Source organism: Streptomyces sp. NBC_00631, from assembly GCF_045206895.1.
Classification (GTDB): Bacteria; Actinomycetota; Actinomycetes; order Streptomycetales; family Streptomycetaceae; genus Streptomyces.
In genome coordinates this window covers 8,359,075-8,375,906 of sequence record NZ_CP107734.1, presented here as the reverse complement: position 1 = coordinate 8,375,906, position 16,832 = coordinate 8,359,075, and the positions used below count along the sequence as shown (strand labels likewise).

Annotated in this window: 16 protein-coding genes; 7 read left to right on the top strand and 9 right to left on the bottom strand. The window is 72.4% G+C overall.

Translation table 11 applies throughout. The features are described from left to right. The first annotated feature begins 17 nt into the window (after positions 1-17). Complete coding sequence (gene mycP / locus OHB00_RS38365) at positions 18-1,163, top strand: type VII secretion-associated serine protease mycosin (RefSeq protein WP_406441882.1); 1,146 nt, start codon at positions 18-20, stop codon at positions 1,161-1,163. Between the two features lie 23 nt (positions 1,164-1,186). After that, positions 1,187-1,750, top strand: a complete 564-nt coding sequence (locus tag OHB00_RS38360; protein WP_406441880.1) for a hypothetical protein — start codon at positions 1,187-1,189, stop codon at positions 1,748-1,750. 118 nt (positions 1,751-1,868) lie between these two features. Here the strand turns inward: OHB00_RS38360 and tatA are convergent, their stop codons facing one another. From tatA to OHB00_RS38345, 3 genes are all read right to left on the bottom strand, one after another. Next, positions 1,869-2,141 carry a Sec-independent protein translocase subunit TatA gene (gene tatA / locus OHB00_RS38355; protein ID WP_406441879.1) on the bottom strand — a complete coding sequence of 91 codons (273 nt, stop codon included), beginning with the start codon at positions 2,139-2,141 and terminating at the stop codon, positions 1,869-1,871. Between the two features lie 130 nt (positions 2,142-2,271). Then, positions 2,272-4,875: an HAD-IC family P-type ATPase gene (locus tag OHB00_RS38350; RefSeq protein ID WP_406441877.1), complete on the bottom strand. Its 2,604-nt coding sequence runs from the start codon at positions 4,873-4,875 to the stop codon at positions 2,272-2,274. Then, positions 4,865-5,239: an ArsR/SmtB family transcription factor gene (locus tag OHB00_RS38345; protein ID WP_406441875.1), complete on the bottom strand. Its 375-nt coding sequence runs from the start codon at positions 5,237-5,239 to the stop codon at positions 4,865-4,867. Before OHB00_RS38345 ends, OHB00_RS38350 begins: the two co-directional genes overlap by 11 nt. A 162-nt stretch (positions 5,240-5,401) precedes the next feature. On the opposite strand from OHB00_RS38345, the gene OHB00_RS38340 reads away from it, so the two are divergent. Beyond that, positions 5,402-5,857 carry a tellurite resistance TerB family protein gene (locus OHB00_RS38340; RefSeq protein ID WP_406441873.1) on the top strand — a complete coding sequence of 152 codons (456 nt, stop codon included), beginning with the start codon at positions 5,402-5,404 and terminating at the stop codon, positions 5,855-5,857. Between the two features lie 4 nt (positions 5,858-5,861). On the opposite strand, the gene OHB00_RS38335 is transcribed toward OHB00_RS38340, so the two are convergent. From OHB00_RS38335 to OHB00_RS38325, 3 genes are all read right to left on the bottom strand, one after another. Beyond that, the gene (locus OHB00_RS38335; RefSeq protein ID WP_406441871.1) at positions 5,862-7,226 is read right to left on the bottom strand and encodes an MFS transporter; all 1,365 of its coding nucleotides are present in this window, start codon (positions 7,224-7,226) and stop codon (positions 5,862-5,864) included. Positions 7,227-7,422: 196 nt separating this feature from the next. After that, a complete protein-coding gene (locus OHB00_RS38330) occupies positions 7,423-8,868 on the bottom strand; it encodes an aromatic amino acid lyase (RefSeq protein WP_406441869.1) in 1,446 nt (481 codons plus the stop codon). Positions 8,869-8,907: 39 nt separating this feature from the next. Beyond that, a complete protein-coding gene (locus OHB00_RS38325) occupies positions 8,908-9,870 on the bottom strand; it encodes an ABC transporter substrate-binding protein (protein WP_406441867.1) in 963 nt (320 codons plus the stop codon). Between the two features lie 317 nt (positions 9,871-10,187). On the opposite strand from OHB00_RS38325, the gene OHB00_RS38320 reads away from it, so the two are divergent. Genes OHB00_RS38320 through OHB00_RS38305 form a run of 4 tightly spaced genes read left to right on the top strand, consistent with a single transcriptional unit; the run spans position 10,188 to position 14,174 of the window. Then, complete coding sequence (locus tag OHB00_RS38320) at positions 10,188-12,650, top strand: ATP-binding protein (RefSeq protein ID WP_406441866.1); 2,463 nt, start codon at positions 10,188-10,190, stop codon at positions 12,648-12,650. Further along, positions 12,647-13,123 carry a roadblock/LC7 domain-containing protein gene (locus OHB00_RS38315; protein WP_351712298.1) on the top strand — a complete coding sequence of 159 codons (477 nt, stop codon included), beginning with the start codon at positions 12,647-12,649 and terminating at the stop codon, positions 13,121-13,123. The genes OHB00_RS38320 and OHB00_RS38315 overlap by 4 nt, the downstream gene beginning before the upstream one ends. Before the next feature lie 51 nt (positions 13,124-13,174). Next, positions 13,175-13,591, top strand: a complete 417-nt coding sequence (locus OHB00_RS38310; RefSeq protein WP_089104679.1) for a DUF742 domain-containing protein — start codon at positions 13,175-13,177, stop codon at positions 13,589-13,591. After that, a complete protein-coding gene (locus tag OHB00_RS38305; RefSeq protein WP_406441864.1) occupies positions 13,578-14,174 on the top strand; it encodes a GTP-binding protein in 597 nt (198 codons plus the stop codon). Before OHB00_RS38310 ends, OHB00_RS38305 begins: the two co-directional genes overlap by 14 nt. A gap of 67 nt (positions 14,175-14,241) precedes the next feature. Here OHB00_RS38305 and OHB00_RS38300 read toward each other — a convergent pair whose 3' ends face one another. Genes OHB00_RS38300 through OHB00_RS38290 form a run of 3 tightly spaced genes read right to left on the bottom strand, consistent with a single transcriptional unit; the run spans position 14,242 to position 16,681 of the window. Continuing rightward, positions 14,242-14,907 (bottom strand): ABC transporter permease, encoded by a 666-nt coding sequence (locus OHB00_RS38300; RefSeq protein ID WP_406441862.1) that lies wholly within the window; start codon positions 14,905-14,907, stop codon positions 14,242-14,244. Next, positions 14,904-15,554, bottom strand: a complete 651-nt coding sequence (locus tag OHB00_RS38295) for an ABC transporter permease (RefSeq protein ID WP_406441860.1) — start codon at positions 15,552-15,554, stop codon at positions 14,904-14,906. The genes OHB00_RS38300 and OHB00_RS38295 overlap by 4 nt, the downstream gene beginning before the upstream one ends. Further along, positions 15,551-16,681 (bottom strand): ABC transporter ATP-binding protein, encoded by a 1,131-nt coding sequence (locus OHB00_RS38290; protein WP_406441859.1) that lies wholly within the window; start codon positions 16,679-16,681, stop codon positions 15,551-15,553. Before OHB00_RS38290 ends, OHB00_RS38295 begins: the two co-directional genes overlap by 4 nt. Between the last annotated feature and the right edge of the window lie 151 nt (positions 16,682-16,832).

Below are 16,832 nucleotides of genomic sequence, written 5' to 3'. Positions count from 1 at the left end.
AGGGGCTGCGGGGGCAGATGAGACCGGGATCGTCGGGGGCTTTACGCGCCTGCGCATACGCCGCCCTGCCGCTGCTGCTCCTCGTGGCCGCCGCACCTCCGGCCGCCGCACGGCAGTCCGCCGCACCCACCCCGCTCAGCGCCGAATGGCCGCTGGACGGGCAGCACTTCGACGCCTCCCGGGTCTGGCGGCTCAGCCAGGGGGCCGGCGTCACGGTCGCGGTGGTCGACACCGGGGTGAACGCCCGGCACCCCGATCTGGCGGGCCGGGTCCTGCCCGGAACCGATGTCACCCAGCAGGCAGCCGACGGCCGGGTAGACCTCTCGGCCGACTCGCACGGCACCTCGGTCGCCGGAGTCATCGCGGGCTCCGGCGGCACGGGCAAGGGCATGGCCGGGCTGGCCCCCCGGGCGACCGTGCTCCCCGTCCGGGTGAGCGCCGACAACGCCGCGGATCCGCTCGCCCTGGCCCGGGGCATCGTCTACGCCGCCGACCACGGCGCAGCGGTCATCAACATCTCCATGGTGACCACCGACCCCGACCCGCAGATCCGCGACGCCGTCGCCTACGCCCGCCGCCATGACATCGTCGTGGTCGCGGCGGCGGGCAACAGCGGCCGGGCGGGAAACCCGGTGACCTATCCGGCCGCGTTCCCCGGCGTGGTCGCCGTCTCCGGCACCACCCGGGCCGGCGGCTTCTGGACCTCCGGCGAGTCCGGTTCCTACATCGCGCTGGCGGCCCCGGCGGTGGACATCTACTCCACGAGGAACAGCGGCGGCTACCTCACCAAGGACGGCACCAGTTATTCGGCTCCCTATGTCTCCGCGGCCGCCGCGCTGCTGCGGGCCGCGTACCCGTCGGAGAGCGCCGGGCAGATCATCGCCCGGCTCGTCGGCACCGCCGACCGCCCCGGCGGGGGTTCCGGCCGTGACGACCGCTTCGGCTACGGCATCGTCGACCCTCTGAAGGCCCTGGACGCGCCGGCACCTGCCGCCGGCGCCGATCCGCTGCTCACCGCCGCCGGGGACGGCGCGCCGAAGGCGGCCGACACGACGGGCGGCGTTCCCGGCGGAACCGTCGCGGTCATCGGCGTCGTGGCGGGGCTGATCGCCGCGGGGGCGGGTGGCCTGTTCGTCCGCCGCCGCTCCCGTCGTCGTACGTGATCCACAGGAGGAACCCCATCAGCATGCGGCTCCCGGCTCTCTGCGCGCGGCCCGTCCACCGCTTCACCGGTCTCGTACGCGGCCACCCGGTCATCGCGGCGGCCACGGCCGCCGTCCTCCTGGCGGCCCTGTCGCTCACCGCGCTGCTCGCCGGGGGCCGGAGCGCCCAGCCCCGGGCCGCCAACGTCTCCCGCAACTTCCGCGCCTGTCTGCTCGTCTCGCCCGCGGGCGCCACGGACGCCCGGCTCAGCCAGGCGTCCTGGCAGGGCATGCAGGACGCGGCGCGCTCCGGCGGGGTCAACGCCCAGCGGTTCGAGGCTCCCACCATCGACGCCAAGGCCGCGCTGCCGTACATCAACGGCGCCGTGCAGCATCACTGCGGGCTGATCGTCACCGTCGGCGCCGGCATGAGACCCGCGACCGAGGCGGCGGCCCGCGCCAACCCGCACCAGGAGTTCGTGATCGTCGGCGCCACCTCGGCGCGCCCGCACGTCTCGGCCATCGCCGCGCCCGACGACCCCGGGAAGGACCAGGCCGGAAGGGAAGTGGCGGACAAGGTCAGCGCCTTCATCGCCGCCCGGCGCTGACCGCTCGGAGCCGGTCGGGGAGCGTGACGCCCCGCCATGGGACGTGACCGGCCCGGGGCACCCCCGGACCGGTCACTCCATGCGCGTCAGAGACCGCGAGGCACGGGGCCGGGTGACGTCAGCTCGTCGTGACGGTCGGCTCGGCGGCCTGCTTGGGCTCCGGCTGCGCGGGGGCCACGACCGGTTCCGCCGCCATCTGCACCGACGTCGGCTCCACGGGCGCCGCCGCGGCTGCCTCGTCGGTCTTCATGGCCTTCGCCTCGCTCTTCAGGATGCGCATCGACTTGCCCAGGGCCCGGGCGGTGTCCGGCAGCTTCCGGGAGCCGAAGAGCACGATGAAGACGATCGCGACGATCAGCAGGTGCCAGGGTTCGAGTCCGTTGCGGAGCATGACCGCCCCCTCCCATTCTCACGTTGTTCCGTGCCGACGAAGAGTGCTTCACGCGACTCGGCCGGGCAGCGACGATTGCTACATTGCGCAACTGTACAACCCGCTTGGGAAACAGTGGCCGAACCCGGCCCTACGACTGTGCCGGGTGGCGCCGGTCGTGGCGTGCCCGCGCCGCCCGCAGCGCCAGGGCGTACAGCCCCAGGACCGCGGCGAGCAGTGCGTGGTAGGCGATCGGCAGCCCCGTCATGCCCACGGCCGCGCCCAGGGGGCCGGGCGGCAGCAGCAGGCCGACGGCGGCGAGCGCGGCGGCGGCCCGGCCGACGGGCCCGGAACGGCTGCCGCCCCGCAGCAGGAACATCACCAGGGCCTGCGTGAGCAGGTTCTCGGTGAACCAGGCCGAGTGGAAGACGGCCTGGTCGTCGAGGGCGTCCGGGCCGCGCAGGGCGAGCGCGAGAACGCCGAAGGTGGCGAGGTCGGCGATCGCGTTGAGCACCCCGAAGCCGGTGATGAACCGCAGGAAGGCACGCGGCCGCAGCACGGTCGGGCGGCGCAGGACCTCAGGTCCGGGGCGGTCGTGGGCGAAGGCGAGCTGGGCGGCGTCGAAGCAGAGGTTCTGGGCGAGCACCTGGACCGGGAGCATCGGCAGGAAAGGAAGGAGCAGTCCCGCGCAGAGCATCGCGATGACATTGCCCAGGTTCGAGGAGAGCGTGACCCTCAGATACGAGGCGATGTTGGCGCCGCTGTGCCGGCCGGCGGTGACGGCGTGCCCGATGGCGCCGAGATCCTTCTCGGCGAGCACCACGTCGGCGGTCTCGCGGGCGAGGTCCACGGCGCCGCGGGGCGCGATCCCGACATCGGCCGCGCGCAGGGCGGGGATGTCGTTGACCCCGTCCCCGAGAAACCCGACGGTGTGCCCGGCGGCACGCAGCCCGGCGACGATCCGGGCCTTGTCCTCGGGGGTGCAGCGGGCGACGACGACAGGGCCGCGGACCGGCCCGGCGCCCACCGGCTCCGGCACGCCCGCCGCCGGACCGGCCCCGGCGACCGCCCCGTGCTCCCCCCGGCGCGGCGGGTCCGCCGGACCCCGGACGTCGGCCGCCACTGCCACATCGACGGCTCCCAGCCCCAGGTCCCGGCAGGCCCGCGCGGCGGTGGCCGGATGGTCGCCGGTCAGGATCCGGATCGTGATGCCTAGGCCGGTCAGGTCGCGCAGGGCTTCGGCGGCGCCGGGGGCGACGGCGTCGCGGAAGGTGACCAGGCCGTGGAAGGTGAGGCCGTGTTCGTCGGCCGCGGTGTAGGGGCGGGTGCGGGCCGGGAGCCGGGCGGTGGCGACGGCCAGGACCCGCAGCCCGGCTCCTGCCTCGCGGGCGGCGAGGGCGAGGAGACGCTCGCGTTCGGCGGAGCCGAGGGCGCAGCGGCGCAGGACGTCCTCGGCGGCTCCCTTGGTCACCAGGACATGGGTGCCGAGGGCGCCGGCGACGACGGCGGTGGCGGTGCGCCGCTCGGGGTCGAAGGGGACGGCGCCGATGCCGTCGTACTCCTCCCCCACCGGTCCGGCGGCCGTGAGCAGGGCCTCGTCGAGGGCGTCGGGGGCGGGCAGGTCGGCGAGTTGCAGGGTCCACCAGGCGCCGACGGCCGCCCAGCGCAGCACCTCGGGGTCGTCGGCGCCGTCGGGTCCGAGGGCGCGTTCGACGACGGGCCGGTCCTGGGTGAGGGTGCCGGTCTTGTCGATGCAGAGCACGTCGACGGCGCCCAGGTCGTGCAGCGCGGGCAGCCGCCGTACGACGACCTGGTGGGCGCGGGCCAGCAGCGCGGCGCCCCGGGCCAGGCAGGTGGTGACGATCACCGGCAGCATCTCAGGGGTGAGCCCGACGGCGACCGCGACCGCGAAGGGCAGCGTCTCCAGTCCGCGGCCGCGCAGGGCGGCGTTGGCCATGAGGACCAGCGGCGGAGTGAGCAGCATGAACCGGACGAGCACCCAGGAGATCCCGTGCACGGACCGGTCGAAGGCGCTCGGCTCCCGCGGCGGGGCCGCGCCCTGGGCGACGGCGAACCGGGTCCGCTCCCCTGTCTCCACGACCACCGCGGTGGCGCTGCCCGAGGCGACCCCGCTGCCCTGGAAACAGAGGTACGGCTCCTGGAAGGGCCCTGGGTCCGGACGCGGAGCCGCGGTGGGGACCTCGACGGCGGCCTTGGCGACGGGCGCCGACTCGCCGGTGAGCACGGCCTGGTGCACGGTCAGCCCACGGGCGCGCAGCAGCCGTACGTCGGCCGGGACCAGGTCGCCGGGGCCGAGCCGGACGACATCGCCCGGCACCAGTTCGGCGACCGGGACCTCCCGGGCCCGCGGCTCCGCGTCCGGGCCGGCCCGGCGCAGCACGGTGGCGGTGCCGGCGACGAGGGCGCGCAGGGCTGCCAGCGAGCGGTCGGCACGGTGTTCGCCGGCGGCGCGCAGTCCGCAGCTGACCGCGACCAGGGCCAGGATCACGACGGCCGTCCCCCAGGAGGCGACGAGGGCGGAGACCAGACCGAGGGTGAGGAGGACGGCGGTGAAGGGGTCGCGCAGGGCACGGGCGCCGCGCAGCGGCCAGGAGGCGGTGTGCGGGCGGGGCGGGGTGTTCTCGCCGAGGTCGGCGAGGCGGGCCGCGGCCCCGGCCTCGGTCAGCCCGCGCGGTCCCGTGTCCAGCCGGCGCAGCACCTGCAGCGAGGTGGCGGCCTCGCCCTCAGAGACCATGGAGCCGTCGGGGGGCCGGTAGCCCGGCACCGGTCGTGCGGGCGGTGAGGCGGCCGACGAGCAGGCGTACGACGTCGACGACGTCGGGGTCGTCGACCAGGTACACCTGGCGGCGGCCCTCCCGGCGGGAGCGGACGAGGCCGGCGAGCTTCAGCTTGGTGAGGTGCTGGCTGACGGCGGGCAGCGCGCCGCCGACCCGCTCGGCGAGGCCCGTGACATCGCTCTCGCCCTGGGCCAGCGCCCAGACGATGTGCAGCCGGGCGGGCGAGGCGAGCAGCCCGAAGGCCGCGGCCGCCTCCGTGAGCACGTCCGCGGTGGGGTCCTCGTGGCCGCTGCCGGGCACCGTCGTGGTCCTCCTGTCCACCGCGTCGAGGGGACCCGTCGCGGATCGGTCCGAAGCGACCCGTCGCGGGTCGCAGGACAGTTTAGGACGCGGGAACTTATCGGCCACCGCGCAAGTTTCTACGGTGTTGTAGAAGTAATTTCTTGGCAAGCAGGTCTCTTACCGACCGAGGAGTGAGTGCGCATGGCCCTGTGGGACCGCATCAAGGAGTCCGCGACGCAGATGCAGACCCAGCTCGTTTCGAAGAAGAACGACCTGAAGAGCGGTGCGTTCCGCGACGCGAGCATGGCGATGTGCGCGCTCGTGGCCGCCGCCGACGGCACGATCGACCCGGCCGAGCGCCAGCGGGTCGCCCAACTCATCTCGACCAACGAGGTGTTGCAGAACTTCCCGGCGGACGACCTGCGCCGCCGCTTCGAGGAGAACCTCGACAAGCTGACCACGGACTTCGCCTTCGGCAAGGTGAGCGTGCTCCAGGAGGTCGCGAAGGCGAAGAAGAAGCCGGCCGAGGCGCGTGCCGTCATCCAGATCGGCATCGTGATCGGCGGCGCGGACGGCGACTTCGACAAGACCGAGCAGGCCGTGGTCCGCGAGGCCTGCTACACCCTGGACCTGCCGCCGCACGAGTTCGACCTCTGACCCCTCACATCCGCCGGCTCGCGGCCCAGCAGAGTGCGGTGAGGGCCGTGGCCGCGGCACAGGCCGCCGCCGCCGAACCGTCCAGATAGGCACTGCCCAGCACCGCCACTCCCAGCGTCGCCCCCAGTTGCTGTACGGCGTTCAGCGCACCCGCCGCCGAGCCGACCTCCTGGGGGCGCAAGGGCTTGAGGGCCAGCGTGAAGAAGGCGGGGGTGAACAGGCCCGCGCCCAGGCCGACCAGGGCCAGCGCGGGCAGGAGCGGCCAGGGGTAGTGGGCGGTGGTGGTGGCGGTGGCGTAGACGGCCGCGGCGGCCGTCAGGCCGATCAGCACCAGGGCCAGACCGTACGGCATCATGCGGCGCCGGGCACCACGGCGACCCGACAGCCATGACGACACCGCCAGACCGATCGACCACGGCGTCAGGCTCAGGCCTGCCGTCAGTACGCCCTGGCCCGCCTCCAGCTGGAGCTGGAGGACCACCACGGTCATCAGGCCGTTCGTCACCGCGAAGAACGTCGTCGAGGCGGCGAGGGCGGGCGGGAAGCCGCGGTGGGTGAAGAGGGTGGGTTCCAGGAGAGGCGCGGCCGTGCGGCGCTGGTGCAGTGCGAAGGCGGTCAGGGTCAGCAGGCCGAGCGCGAGCAATGCCCAGTCGTGCGGCGGGAGTTCGATGAGGTCCGTGCCGATCAGGGGGTAGACGAGCAGCCCCGTGCCGGTCGCCGCGAGTGCCGTGCCCGGCCAGTCGAGGGCGGGGCGGTGCGGGGCGCGGTCCTCCAGGAGCCTGGGAGACAGGGCGAGGACGACCAGGGCCACGGGGACGTTCACCAGGAAGGCGGCCCGCCAGGAGGAACCGAACAGGTCGGCGTGGGTGAGGACACCGCCGAGGACCGGGCCGCAGACGGCCGCGAGGCCCATCACCGGGCCGATGGTGCCCAGCGCCCGGGCCAGCTCCTCGCCCTCGAACATCGCCTTGATCAGTCCGATGGTCTGCGGAATGATCACGGCCGCCGCCGCGCCCTGCACCGCGCGGAAGGCGATCAGCAGGCCCGCGGTCGAGGCGAGTGCGCAGGCGACGGAGGCCGTGGTGAAGAGCGCGACGCCGAGGACGAAGAGGCGTCGGCGGCCCGCGATGTCGCCGAGCCGCCCGCCGGTGATCAGCAGGACCGCGAAGGGCAGGGTGTACGCCGTGCTGAACCACTGGACGTCGGAGAGGGAGCCGCCGAGGCCGCCGTGCACGGCGGGGGCGGCGACCTGGACGATCGTCGCGTCCAGGAGGTTCATCGCCTCGGCGAGGAGGAGGGCGAGGAGGGCGGGCCATCGCCAGGGGCGGGGGGCCGGGGTGGTGGGGGTGTGCGTGGATGTGGTTGTCATGGGGGCAGCGTGCGTATCGCGAAGCGGGGGCCGACGGTTCTGGATGGGAAGTGGAGGTTTTCTTCCATCGGCAGCGGTGTTCATGACGGAATCACACGCGTTGAGCCATGGCCGCGGGTGCGTTGGGGCTGATCGCGCCCGCGCGGCGGAGCCGCGGATTTGATACAGCCCCGCGCCCCCGGGAAAGGTCGGCTGCTCAGACGTCGGCCAGCAGTGGCAGTAGCTCCATTGCTGTCGTCACGTCACCTGTCAAGGCGCGGTCGTCCATGTCCCCCGGCAGAGCTGCCGCAGCCACCCTGTACGCGGGCACCGTCGGCTCGACCGGGCCCAGCCGCAACGCTCGTACCGCCGCCACCAGTTCGCAGGCCAGTACCACCGGGTAGGCCTCGGCCGCCCGTTCCGCCTGTTTCGCCGCCTGGCCCGCGAAGCTCGCCGCCTCCTCCAGGCCGTGGGAGAGGACGGTGTGGCCCGCGGATACCGGGGCGGCGCTGGAACGGAGCTCAGCGAGGGCCGAGTTGGCCGTGTACTCCAGGATCATCGTGCCGGAGCTGCTCGCCGGGCCCGCGGTCAGGAAGGCCGGCAGGCCCGTGAGGTCGGCGCGGGTCAGGGCCTGGAGGCGGGCGGCGGAGAGCTGGGCGGTCTGGAGCAGGGCGAGGTCGAGGCCGTCCAGGGCCAGGGCGAGCGGGGCCGCGAAGAAGCCGCCGTGGTGGTAGAGGTTGCCGTCGGGGGCCAGGACGGGGTTCTCGGTGGGACAGTTGATCTCCGTCTCGATGATGTGGCGGAGTCTGTCGGCTGCCTCCAGGGCCGCGCCGTGGACCTGGGGGAAGGCGCGGAAGCCGTAGGGGTCCTGGATTCGGCGTCCGGTGGTGAGCGGGCGGTCGGGCATCGCCAGGAGGCGTCGCACCTCCGCCGCCGCCCTGGCCGGTCCGGGGTAGGGGCGCAGGGCGTGCACCTCGGGGGCGTAGGCCTCCGGGGAGCCGGAGACGGCGGCCAGGGAGAGGGCGGCCACCGCGTGGGTGGCCCGCAGCAGCACGTCCAGGTCGTGGCAGGCCAGGGCGGCCCGGCCCAGGGCGAGGGCGTTGCTGCTGAGCAGGGCGAGCGAGTCGCCGGGGTGGAGGGTGACCGGGACGGGCAGTTCGGCGTCGGGGGACGCCGTGAGCCAGGGGCGTTCACCGATCAGGGTCAGGCCCGTCTGGGCCAGGGCGGTGAGGTCGCCGGTGCCGACACCGCCGTACTCGTTGACGGCGGGGTGCACGCCGAGGCGCAGGGCGTCGGTCAGCGCGGTGACGACGGATGGGTGGATGCCGGAGCCGGCGGCGAGCAGCTGGTTGGCGCGGACGGCCAGCAGCGCGCGGGCCTGCCGGGCCGGCAGCAGCGGGCCGGCGCCACCGGCGTGGCTGCGCAGCAGGCGCAGGGTGTGGCCGGCCGCGTCGGACGGGTCGACGACGACGGAGCGGTGGGCGCCCACACCGGTGCCGCGGCCGTACCAACGCCCCTGCGCGGCGAGGCGGTCGGCACTCTCGTGGGCCCGGCGGACCCGGTCGAGCGCCGCGGACGGTACGACGGGGCCGGCAACGGCGTCGGCGAGCCGGACGAGTCCGGTCAGGCCGAGGCCGTTGCCGTCGAGTACGACACGGTCCAAGGAAGGTCCAGGGAGGATCCGTGGAGGGCCGGACACGGGTCAGCTGGAGAGGCCGACCTTCTTCAGCCAGGCCTGGGCGACGTCCAGCGGGTCCTTGTTGCCCGACTGCACCTGGGTGTCCAGGTCCAGCAGGGCCGCGGTGTCGAGCTTGGCGGAGACGGCGTTGAGGGCGTCGGTGGCCGTCTGGTTCAGGGCGCTCTTGTAGACCAGGGGCTGGACGTTCTCGAAGCCGAAGAGGTTCTCCGGGTCCTGGAGGACGACGAACTTCTCCTTGGTGATGGTCGGGTCCGTGCTGAAGATGTCGCCGGCCTGCACCGCGTTCTTCTTCAGGGCGGCCTCGGTGAGCGGGCCGCCCGCGTCGAGCGCCTTGAAGGACTTGAACTCCAGGCCGTACACGGACTTCAGGCCGACCAGGCCCTGCTGGCGGGTCTGGAACTCCGGCGAGGCGCCGATCACCAGGTCCTTGGCGATCGTCTTCAGGTCGGCTATCGAGGACTTCTCGGTGAGGTTGTACTTGGCGGCGGTCGCCGCGTTGACCGTCACCGTGTCCTTGTCCTGCGCGTCCGCCGGGTCCAGCAGCGTCAGCTTGGAGTCGAGCTTGGCCTCGATGGCCTTGGTGGTCTCGTCGACGGTCTTCGGGGCCGCCTTCGGGTCCAGGTAGGCGAGCAGGGCGCCGTTGTACTCCGGCAGGACCGAGATCGAACCGTTCTTGAGCAGACCGTAGGTGGTCTCGCGGCTGCCGATGTTCGACTTGTAAGTGACCTTGACGCCCTTGGCCTTGAGTGCTTCGCCGTAGATGTCGGCGATCAGGATGCTCTCGGCGAAGTTGTTGGAGCCGACGACGACGGTGTCACCGCTCGCCTTGCTGTCCGACAGCGGGTCGGACTTGCTGTCGTCGGAGGAGGAACAGCCCGCCAGCAGGGCCGTCGTCGCGGCGAGCGCGACGGCTGCCACGCCTCGGTATGTCCGGATTGACCTGCTGGGAAGGGTGTTGGAAGTCACGGTTGCCGTTCCGGGAGCTGTGGGAAGGGGGGGTGCTGCGAACCACTCCGCACGATCCAATCCAGCCGGTTCTCGGTCAGTCAAGTATCTCCGGGTCACTGATTGGCTTCAATCCGTGGCCAGTTGTGGACGGAGAGCGGTCTCTTTGTAACGGATTCTTGATAAAGAGCAAGCGGAACCGAGCTTCAAGGACGCTGTAGTCTCACCGCAGTTGATATCGGTCACAGCGGTGCACGGGGCCCGCTACTCGGTGTCGTTCCGCAACAGCTCGGGGTGAAGACGCCCCCCAGACCAGACACCCTCATGAAGGAGGCCCGGTGTCCACGAACCAGGTGGACGCGCCCGTCCGGCCCGCCCAGGCGCGGGGCGGGATACGGGGTTTCGCCGACCGTTGGCCCTTCCGGCGCAAGCTCAACCTGCTGGTCGGTGTGCCGCTCGCCGTCATCGCCGTACTGCTGGCGTATGTCTTCACCGACCTGGTGCAGCAGTCCACCAGCGCGGAGGACGCGGCGCAGACGGTCCGGGACAGCGCGCAGGTGGCAGGCCTCGTGGACAAGGTCGAGGCGGAGCACCAGCAGGCGATCCTGCTCTCCGCGCGGTACGAGTCGGGCGACGCCAAGCCCTCGGCGGCCGCCTACCGCAAGGCCCAGGACGCGGTCAACTCCCAGGTCACGAAGGTCCGTGAGAGCTTCGGCGACCGGCTGCCGGGCACCGAGGCGGATGCCCTGCGGCAGGTCGAGGGCCTGTCCAGCCTGCGGGAGTCGGTCGAGCAGGCCTACCTTCCGGCCGACAACATCGACCCGGCGTACAGCAACGCGTCCAACGACCTGATCGACGGCCTCGGACTGGACCGCGACACCGACCTCGCCTCCACCTTCACCGGCAACCTGCTGGACTCGCTGCTGCGCGCGGACGCCGCCCACGGCGCCTTCGAGACCAACGTGCTCGCGGCGACCACCGGCGACACCAACGCCCTGATCGAGTTCACCAGCGCGGTCGGCGCCTACGACCTCTACCAGCACCAGGCCGACCGGTTCACCCGGTTCGCCACCGAGGGGCAGGCCCGGCAGCTGGCCGACATCGAGCACACCAAGGCCCAGAGCACCATCGCCGAGTCCTTCGCCGAGCTGCAGATCGATCCGACCAAGCTGGATGCCGGCAGCCAGGACGAGATCCGGCTGGCCGTCAAGGACGCGCTCAGCGACTACCCGGCCTACCTCGACCAGGCCGCCGCCCGGCTGACCATCACCACCTCGCTCATCGGCCAGATCGCCGACCGGGCCGACACCGCCGCGGACTCGGCCAAGTGGCGCGCGATCTACCTGCTGAACGCCTCGCTGCTCGGCTTCGTCCTCTGGATCACCCTCGCGGCGCTGGTCCGCCGCTCGGTGATCCGCCCGGTGCAGGCCCTGACCGGGGTCGCGCACGAGGTCGCCGAGGTGGCGGGCCGCGAACTCGCCCGCGTCGCCGACGACGACGCCGAGGACTCCGGTCCGCCCCGGCTGCGGGACATGCCGGTCACCGCCCGCGACGAGATCGGTGACCTGGCCGAGGCGTTCAACCAGGTGCAGACCACCGCCGCGGCTCTGCTCGAACGCCAGGTGCTCAGCCGCCGCAACACCGCCGAGATGTTCGGCAACGTCGGCCGCCGCGTCAGCAACCTGACCACCCGCCAGCTCGCCTTCATCGACGCGGTCGAGCGGGCCGAGACCGACCCGGCCCTCCTCGAACGCCTCTACTCCATCGACCACATCGCCGTCCGCCTGCGCCGCAACGCGGACAGCCTGATGCTGCTGGCCGGCATCCGCGAGACCGTGCTGGCCGCGGGCCCGACCCCGGTGTCCAACGTCGTCCGGGCCGCGCTCGGCCAGATCGAGGGGTACCAGCGGGTACGGCTGTACGCGGGCACGGACGCCATGATCGAGCCGGACATCATCGGCGACCTCACGCTGATGGTGGCCGAACTCCTGGAGAACGCGGTGTCGTTCTCACCGGCCGGCAGCCCCGTCGAGGTCACCGTCCGCTCCAGCGACGCGGGCGCGCACATCGTTGTCACCGACCACGGTCTCGGCATGAGCGCCGAGCGGCTGGCCGAGGAGAACCAGCGGCTGATCCGCCGTGAGCGCCTCGACCTGGTGCCGACCAAGGTGCTCGGCCTCTTCGTGGTGGGTGCGCTGGCCCGGCGCTGGGAGATCGGCGTCGAGCTGACCCGGACCCCGGGCGGCGGTGTCACCGCCGAAGTGACGCTGCCCGCTCGCCTGTTGCTGACGATGAGCGCGGTGGCGGACACCTCCGGCACCCCGGTCGCCGTGGAAGCCGCGGCACCAGCGGCACCGGTGGCGGCCGCCGAGCCGACCGGCCCGACCCCCGCCGTCACGGTGCCGGCCGCCGCGGAACCGGAGAGCCCGCTCCCCCGCCGGCTGCCGCGCCGCGAGCCGGCCGCCGAGCCCGCCGCCGAGCAGCCGCGCATCCCGGCGGCCCGTTCCGGCGAGCCCCTGGCCGACCCCGACCAGGATTCCGGCGACGGGCCCCGCCCACTGCGCCGCCGGGTACGCGGCGCGACCCTCCGCACCACCGTCGGCGCCGCCCAGAGCCTCGCCCAGGCGCCGCGCACCCGCGACGCCGAGGCCGAACGGGACGCGCTGGACGAGTTCGAGGCGGCGGTGGAGCGCGCCCGGCGCGAGAGCGACACCGGAAGCCACGAGCGGCCCAGGCCGCACATCGACCCCACGCACCCCCCGCAGGACCAGAACCACCTTCCGGAAGGAGCCGAGCAGTGAGCACGTCGACAGGTGACACCCCGACGGGCGGCGTCACGCCGACCGACCTGCAGGCGGCCGCAGCCGACTTCACCTGGCTGCTGAACCGCTTCGCCACCGAGACCGCAGGCGTGGTCGACGCGATCGCCGTGTCCTCCGACGGTCTGCTGATCGCGGTCTCGGAACTGCGTGAGCGCGCCCACTCCGAACGGCTGGCCGCGATCGTCTCCGGCATCACCAGCCTGGCCGCCGGCGCCTCCGGCAACTACGGCCTGGGCGGCCTCAACAAGGTCATCATCGACCTGGAGGGCGGCCATGTGATCGTCTCCGCGATCGGCAGCGGCGCCGTGCTCGGCGTGGTCGCCGACAAGGAGGCCAAGCTCGGCAACATCGCCTACGAGATGACGCTGTTCGCGAACCGCGCGGGCGCGGCGCTCAGTCCGCAGCTCGTCCTGGAACTGAAGAACAGCGTCGGCGTCCCACAGACGCGCTGACCGGCACCGCCGGTCGGCACGCCGAGAAGGCCGAGAGAGGAAGACACAGCCATGGCGGACGGCACCCCGCCCCCGGGCCCGGACCCGGTCGGCCCCGCCCCCGCCGTACGGCCGTTCCTGGTCACCGCAGGCCGGGTGGCGGACAGCGCCTCCGGACCGGCGATGCCCGTCGAGACCCAGGTGGTGGCCACCGCCGCCGGGCTCGCCGTGCTGGACCGGCTCTCCTTCGAGCAGCACGACATCGTCGCCGCGTGCCGGATTCCGCAGTCGCTCGCGGAACTGGCGGCCCGGCTGCGGCTGCACCTGAACGTGGTACGGGTGCTGGCCGAAGACCTGCGCGAGGCCGGGCAGCTGACGGTGCACGTGCCCGACTTCGAGGCCACCCACGACTCGTCCGTCCTGCGCAGGGTTATCGATGGCCTGCGGGCCATCCCCGACTCCCGAGGGGTACTCCGTGACACCGACTGACTCGCTGACCCGGGGCGCCGGGCGTACGGCCGTCCGGCCGCCGCTGCCGGTGAAAATGGTCATCGCGGGCGGTTTCGGCGTGGGCAAGACCACCGCCGTCGGCTCGATCTCGGAGATCGAGCCGCTGACCACCGAGGCGTCGATCACCGAGGTCGCGGCGGGTGTGGACGACCTCACGCTCACCCCGCGCAAGACGACCACGACCGTGGCGATGGACTTCGGCTGCATCACCATCGACCCGACGCTGAAGCTGTATCTGTTCGGCACGCCCGGGCAGGAGCGCTTCGGCTTCATGTGGGACGACATCGTGGAGGGCGCGCTCGGCGGGCTCGTCATCGTTGACACGCGTCGCCTCGACGACTGCTATGCCGCCGTCGACTACTTCGAGCACAAGGGGATTCCGTTCGCCGTCGCGATCAACGCGTTCGACGGCCGCGTCGAGCACACGCTGGACGAGGTGCGGTGGGCGCTGGATGTCGCCGACGGTACGCCGCTGGTCGTCTTCGACGCGCGTGAACGGGGTTCTGTTCGGGATGCGCTGCTTGTCGTCCTGGAACTGGCGCTGGCGCGGAGTGGCGGGTAGTCGCGGCTGTGGGGAACTGCGGACCGGTTGTGGCTGGTCGCGCAGTTCCCCGCGCCCCTACGGGGCGCTAACTCCGCCGTACGCCGGGAGAGACCGTCAGTCTCTGTACCGCCCAGAAGATGCCCAGCGTGGCCAGGGCCATCGCCGCCACCAGGGTCGCGCCGCCCACGACCTTCTCGTAGTTCTTCTGGTAGAGGCCGTCGATGATGTAGCGGCCGAGGCCGCCCAGGCTGACGTACGCCGCGATGGTCGCCGTCGAGACGATCTGGATGGCCGCCGAGCGCAGGCCGCTGAGTACCAGCGGGAGGGCGACCGGGAGTTCGACCTGGAAGAGGATGCGGGTCTCCGGCATGCCCATGCCCCGGGCCGCGTCCACCGGGGACGGATCGACCGAGCGCATCGCCTCGTACGTCGTGACCAGGATCGGCGGTACGGCGAGGATCACCAGCGGGATCATCACCGGCAGCATGCCGAAGCCGAGCCAGATGAACATCAGGACCAGCAGACCGAAGCTGGGCAGCGCCCGGCCGGCCGTGGCGATCAGGGCGAGGGTGTTGCCGCCCCGGCCGTAGTGGCCGGTGATCAGGCCGATGGGCAGGCCGATGACCGCCGCGTAGGCGAGGGCCTCCAGGGAGTACTGGATGTGTTCCCAGAGGCGGGTGGGGATGCCGTCGTAGCCGTGCCAGTGCGAGCTGTCGCTGAAGAAGGCGTGGACGAAGTTGAGGACGTTCACCGGGCGCTCTCCTTCGGCATCCAGGGCGTCAGCACACGGCGTACGAGGACGAGAGCGGCGTCGGCCAGGATGGCCAGCACGGCCGTGGTCACGACCGAGTTCACCGCCAGTTCGGGGCGGTGGTAGATGTTCGCGTCGTTGAGCAGGTTGCCGAGGGCGCCCTGGTTGCCGATCAGCATGCCGACGCTGACGAGGGAGATGCTGGAGACGGTGGCGACGCGCAGGCCCGCGAAGATCGCGGGGACGGCGATCGGCAACTGCACCTGGAAGTAGCGCCGTACGGGGCCGAGGCCCATGGCGGTCGCGGCGGCCAGGGTCTCCGCCGGGACCGAGCGGACGCCGTCCACGATCGCCGGGACCAGGACCACCAGGCTGTACACCGCGAGCGGGATCATCACCGTCGTCTCGGTCTGGCCCGTGTAGTCGATGAGGACGACGAAGAAGGCCAGCGAGGGGATCGCGTACAGGATCGTGGTCACGCCCAGCACCGGCGGGTACAGCCAGCGGAAGCGCACGCAGAGCTGGGCGATGGGCAGGGACACCAGCAGACCGGCCAGGACCGGGACGAGGGCCTCGCGCAGGTGGAGGCCGATCAGCCCGAAGTAGGTGTTCTGGAGGTCGCTCGGGATGTCGAAGAAGCCGCTCATCCCCCGACCCTCGCGTCGTCGCGGCCCTCGGCGTGGGCGGTGCGGATCGCGGCGCCGATGACCTGCTGGGAGACGACGCCGACGGCGCGTCCCTCGCCGTCCACGGCCACGGCCCAGCCGGTCGGCGAGAGGACGGAACCGTCGAGGGCGGCGCGCAGCGAGTCCTTGCCGGGCACGAACGGCCGCCCGTACGGGACGAGTTGCTCCGGCTGGATCGAGCCGGCGGTGAGGGTCCGCGGCTCGCCCCAGCCGAGCGGTCTGCCGTCCAGGTCCGTCACCAGGAGATAGGGAGTGTCCGCCGAGGAGCGCGCGGCGAGCTTGCCGGCGTCGGCGTCGATCGCGACGATCGGGGTCCGCTGCAGCTCAAGGCCCGCGGACGGGAAGAAGGACAGCCGCCGGATGCCCCGGTCGGCGCCGAGGAAGTCCTCGACGAAGGCGTCCGCCGGGTCGGTGAGCAGTTCGGCCGGCGGGGCGAACTGGGCGAGGTGGCCGCCCGTGCGCATCACGGCGACCATCGTGCCCAGCTTGATCGCCTCGTCGATGTCATGGGTGACGAAGACGATGGTCTTGCCCAACTCGTCCTGGATACGCAGGAGTTCGTCCTGCAGTCCCTTGCGGACCACCGGGTCGACGGCGGAGAAAGGCTCGTCCATCAGCAGCACCGGCGGGTCGGCGGCGAGCGCCCGGGCCACGCCGACGCGCTGCTGCTGGCCGCCGGAGAGCTGGTACGGATAGCGCTTGGCGAGCGCCGAGTCGAGCCCCACCCGCTCCATCAGCTCGGCCGCCCGGGCCCGCGCCTTCTGCTTGTTCCAGCCGAGCAGCCGGGGCACGGTGGCGATGTTGTCGATGATGGTGCGGTGCTGGAAGAGACCGGCGTTCTGGATGACGTAACCCATCGACCGGCGCAGGGTGTTGACCGGCTGCGCCTGGATGTCGGCGCCGTCGAGGAGGATGCGGCCCTCGCTGGGCTCCACCATCCGGTTGATCATCCGCAGGGTCGTGGTCTTGCCGCAGCCGGAGGGGCCGACGAAGACGGTGATCGAGCGATCCGGTATCTCCAGGGAGAGCCGGTCGACGGCGACCGTACCGTCCGGGTACCGCTTGGTGACTGAATCTATCCGTATCAAAACGCCGAATGCCCTTCGGGTTTGGCAGAGAGTGCCCGGTAGTCGACCACGGTCGCCGTGGCGCAGGCCGTTGCGGACAGAGTCTAAACCGCAAGTGTTTCAGTACTTTGGCGACTGACTGATCCTCTTCAGTTTGTGACCTGCCGACGTC

Bases quoted from the DNA above. Each gene is read 5' to 3' on its own strand.
- OHB00_RS38360 (WP_406441880.1), top strand. From the start codon at position 1,187: ATGCGGCTCCCGGCTCTCTGCGCGCGGCCCGTCCACCGCTTCACCGGT.
- OHB00_RS38310 (WP_089104679.1), top strand. From the start codon at position 13,175: ATGGCGGACGGCACCCCGCCCCCGGGCCCGGACCCGGTCGGCCCCGCC.
- tatA (WP_406441879.1), bottom strand. From the start codon at position 2,141: ATGCTCCGCAACGGACTCGAACCCTGGCACCTGCTGATCGTCGCGATC.
- OHB00_RS38295 (WP_406441860.1), bottom strand. From the start codon at position 15,554: ATGAGCGGCTTCTTCGACATCCCGAGCGACCTCCAGAACACCTACTTC.
- mycP (WP_406441882.1), top strand. From the start codon at position 18: ATGAGACCGGGATCGTCGGGGGCTTTACGCGCCTGCGCATACGCCGCC.
- OHB00_RS38340 (WP_406441873.1), top strand. From the start codon at position 5,402: ATGGCCCTGTGGGACCGCATCAAGGAGTCCGCGACGCAGATGCAGACC.
- OHB00_RS38335 (WP_406441871.1), bottom strand. From the start codon at position 7,226: ATGACAACCACATCCACGCACACCCCCACCACCCCGGCCCCCCGCCCC.
- OHB00_RS38350 (WP_406441877.1), bottom strand. From the start codon at position 4,875: ATGGTCTCTGAGGGCGAGGCCGCCACCTCGCTGCAGGTGCTGCGCCGG.